Source organism: Candidatus Protofrankia californiensis, from assembly GCF_900634765.1.
Lineage (GTDB): Bacteria > Actinomycetota > Actinomycetes > Frankiales > Frankiaceae > Protofrankia > Protofrankia californiensis.
This window is the reverse complement of sequence record NZ_CAAAFT010000093.1, coordinates 14,604-17,907: the sequence shown is the minus strand read 5'-3', so window position 1 is coordinate 17,907 and position 3,304 is coordinate 14,604. Positions and strand designations below refer to the sequence as shown.

The 3,304-nt window shown below is 71.4% G+C and carries 3 protein-coding genes; all 3 read left to right on the top strand.

All coding sequences use genetic code 11. The features are described 5' to 3' along the window. Nucleotides 1-49 precede the first annotated feature (49 nt). Entirely contained in the window at nt 50-1,273 is a 1,224-nt protein-coding gene (locus DD1DGNOD_RS05530; protein ID WP_131769593.1) for an 8-amino-7-oxononanoate synthase, read from the top strand. Next, nucleotides 1,270-1,986 carry a dethiobiotin synthase gene (gene bioD, locus DD1DGNOD_RS05525; RefSeq protein ID WP_131765595.1) on the top strand — a complete coding sequence of 239 codons (717 nt, stop codon included), beginning with the start codon at nt 1,270-1,272 and terminating at the stop codon, nt 1,984-1,986. The genes DD1DGNOD_RS05530 and bioD overlap by 4 nt, the downstream gene beginning before the upstream one ends. Nucleotides 1,987-2,113: 127 nt before the next feature. Further along, nucleotides 2,114-3,187: a biotin synthase BioB gene (bioB, locus tag DD1DGNOD_RS05520; RefSeq protein WP_131765546.1), complete on the top strand. Its 1,074-nt coding sequence runs from the start codon at nt 2,114-2,116 to the stop codon at nt 3,185-3,187. The last annotated feature ends 117 nt before the right edge of the window (nt 3,188-3,304 follow it).

Genomic DNA, 3,304 nt, shown 5'->3' with positions numbered 1-3,304 from the left:
GGCGGCGCAAAAACCATGATCGCACCGCCTTTGACCTAGGCTTCCTGGTGTGCATCCACGTACCACCGATGTGGTCGGCAATCCGCTTGGATGGCTGGACAGCCATGCCCGTCGCCGCGAAGAGGCCGGGCTGCGCCGAGTCGTGCGCCCACGCACGCCCGACGGACGGACGCCGGGCAACCCACCTCACGAGGATCCCGCGCACCCACTGGACCTGGCGAGCAACGACTACCTGGGCCTGTCCCGCCATCCCGAAGTGATCGAAGGTGGGGTGCGAGCGTTGCGCACCTGGGGCGCAGGCTCCACCGGAAGCCGGCTGGTCACCGGGACGACCACCTTGCACGGTGACCTTGAGAACGCCCTCGCCCACCACACCGGCTTCGCCTCGGCGCTGGTCTTCGCCTCCGGGTACGCGGCCAACCTGGGCGTGCTCACCGCGCTCACCGGACCCGACGACCTCATCGTTTCGGACGAGCGCAACCACGCGTCGCTGGTGGACGCCTGCCGGCTGTCACGGGCGCGGGTGCTCGTCATCCCGCATGCCGACGTCGAAGCGGTCGACAGCGCGCTGGCCGAGCGGTCGTGGCAGCACGCCGTCGTGGTCACCGACTCGGTGTTCTCCGCCGACGGCGACCTGGCACCGCTGGCCGCGTTGCATGCGGTCACCCGGGCCCATGGAGCGCTGCTGGTCGTGGACGAGGCGCACAGCCTCGGCGTCGTCGGCCCCGGCGGTCGGGGGGCGCTCGCGGACGTCGGGCTCGCCGGCGAGCCGGACGTGATCGCCACCGTCACCCTGTCCAAGGCGCTGGGCAGCCAGGGCGGTGCCGTGCTGGGCCCGCCAGCCGTGCGCGCGCACCTCATCGACACCGCCCGCACGTTCATCTTCGACACCGGGCTGGCCCCGGCCTGCGCCGGCACGGCACTCGCCGCGGTGGAGATACTCACCTCCACCCCGGATCTCGCGGCCGACGTGCGACGGCACGCCCGCCGGCTGGCCGCCCTCACCGGCGCGCCCCGGCCGGCTGGCGCGGTTGTGTCGGTCGTCCTGGGTGAGCCCGAACGCGCGGTGCGGGCGGCGGAGATCTGCCGTGCGCACGGGGTGGCCGTCGGTTGCTTCCGCCCCCCGACCGTGCCCCCGGGCACGAGCCGGCTGCGGGTCGCGGCCCGCGCCGACCTCACCGAAACCGACCTGGCCCAGGCCGCCGCTGCTTTCGCCGCCGCCCTCGGTACACCCCCTCCCGGCGTACCCGGCCCTCCTGGCACACCCAGATGACGGTCCTCGTGGTGACAGGGACCGGGACGGGCGTCGGGAAGACGGTCGTCACTGCCGCGGTGGCCGCCCTGGCCCGTGATCGGGGCGTCGACGTCGCCGTGGTGAAGGCCGCCCAGACCGGCGTCGAGCCCGGCGAACCCGGCGACCTCGACCATGTGCGCGACCTGTCCGGGGTCGAGGACCTGCATGAATACGCCCGGTTCCCGGCGGCGCTGTCGCCGGCTGCCGCGGCCCGCCTCCACCGGTGTGCTCCGGTGGAGCTGTCCGACGTCGCCCAGCGTGTGGCGGAACTCGCCGAGCACCGCCGGCTCGTCCTGGTGGAAGGAGCGGGCGGACTACTGGTCCGCTACGACGACGAGGGCACCACCGTGGCCGATCTCGCCCATACGTTGGCCGCGCCGGTGCTGCTGGTCAGCGAGGCCGGGCTCGGCGCGCTCAACACCACCGCGCTGACCCTGGAGGCACTGGCGAACCGTGGACTGGAACTCGCCGGGCTCGTCATCGGTTCATGGCCACCCGTCCCCGACCTCGCCTGTCGCTCGAACATCATGGACATGGAGATGCTCGCCGCACGTCCGCTCGCCGGAGCAGTGCCGGCGGGAGCGGGGCAGACCGATGCCGCGGTGTTCCGCGACACCGCCCGGGCATGCCTCGCGCCTGCCCTCGGCGGCACCTTCGACGCCCACGACTTCCGGGAGAGCCACAAACCGTGACCCATCCTTTGGCCCTCCAGCGATCCCAGAGACTCGGACCTCTCGGACCTCCGGAGGAGTCGAGGGCCCGTAACCGACCTACCACAGGGAGACCGCCTTGCCGCCGTCGTCAGCAGCAGCCGCACCCATGACCCTGCCGCCAACAACGCAACCGCCGACAACCAACCCGCCGCCAGCCCTCGGGGGGCTCGACGAGAACGTAGGGACTGCCGCCGACATCCTCCGGGTAGCCCGTGAGCAGGTGCTGGAGCGCGGCCAAGGGCTGTCGGCCGAGCAGACGCTGGAGGTGCTGCGGCTGGGCGACGACCGGATCAGCGAGGCGCTCGCGCTCGCCCACGAGGTACGGATGCGCTGGTGCGGCCCGGAGGTCGAGGTCGAGGGAATCGTCAGCCTCAAGACCGGCGGCTGCCCCGAGGACTGCCACTTCTGCTCCCAGTCCGGCAAGTTCGACTCACCGGTCCGCGCGGTCTGGCTGGACATCCCGTCGCTGGTCGAGGCCGCGAAAGCGACGAGGGAGACCGGCGCGAGCGAGTTCTGCATCGTCGCCGCCGTCCGAGGCCCGGACGAACGCCTGATGGAGCAGGTCCGAGCGGGGGTCGCGGCGATCCGTGCCGCGGTCGACATCAACATCGCCTGCTCGCTCGGGATGCTCACCCAGGAGCAGGTGGACGCGCTCGCCTCGATGGGCGTGCACCGCTACAACCACAACCTGGAGACGGCGCGCTCGCACTTCCCGCAGGTCGTGACCACCCACAGCTGGCAGGAACGCTGGGACACCTGCGAGATGGTGCGAGCCGCCGGCATGGAGCTGTGCTGCGGCGCCATCATCGGGGTCGGCGAAACGCTGGAACAGCGGGCGGAACTCGCCGGCCAGCTTGCCGAGCTGGAGCCCGACGAGGTTCCGCTGAACTTCCTCAACCCGCGGCCGGGCACACCGTTCGCCGACCTTCCGGTGATCAGCCCGCAGGAGGCGTTGCGCACGATCGCCGCGTTCCGGCTCGCGCTGCCACGCACCATCCTGCGCTATGCCGGCGGACGCGAGATCACCCTCGGCGATCTGGCCGTCGACGGGATGCTCGGCGGCATCAACGCGGTCATCGTCGGCAACTATCTCACTACTCTGGGTCGACCCGCCGAGGCGGATCTGGAGATGCTCGTCGACCTGAAGATGCCCATCAAGTCCATGCAGTCCACGTTCTGACCAGACCGGCCCCCAGATCGGACGGGCTGACCCGTGCCGAGCAGGGGACAACCGAAGCGGAGGACACCCGCGGACCTGTAGTTCCGTAGTTCCGTAGTACTGATGACGGGTCCGCGG

Excerpts from the sequence above, each read along its gene's own strand:
- bioD (WP_131765595.1), top strand. The coding sequence starts at position 1,270 with ATGACGGTCCTCGTGGTGACAGGGACCGGGACGGGCGTCGGGAAGACG.
- bioB (WP_131765546.1), top strand. The coding sequence starts at position 2,114 with ATGACCCTGCCGCCAACAACGCAACCGCCGACAACCAACCCGCCGCCA.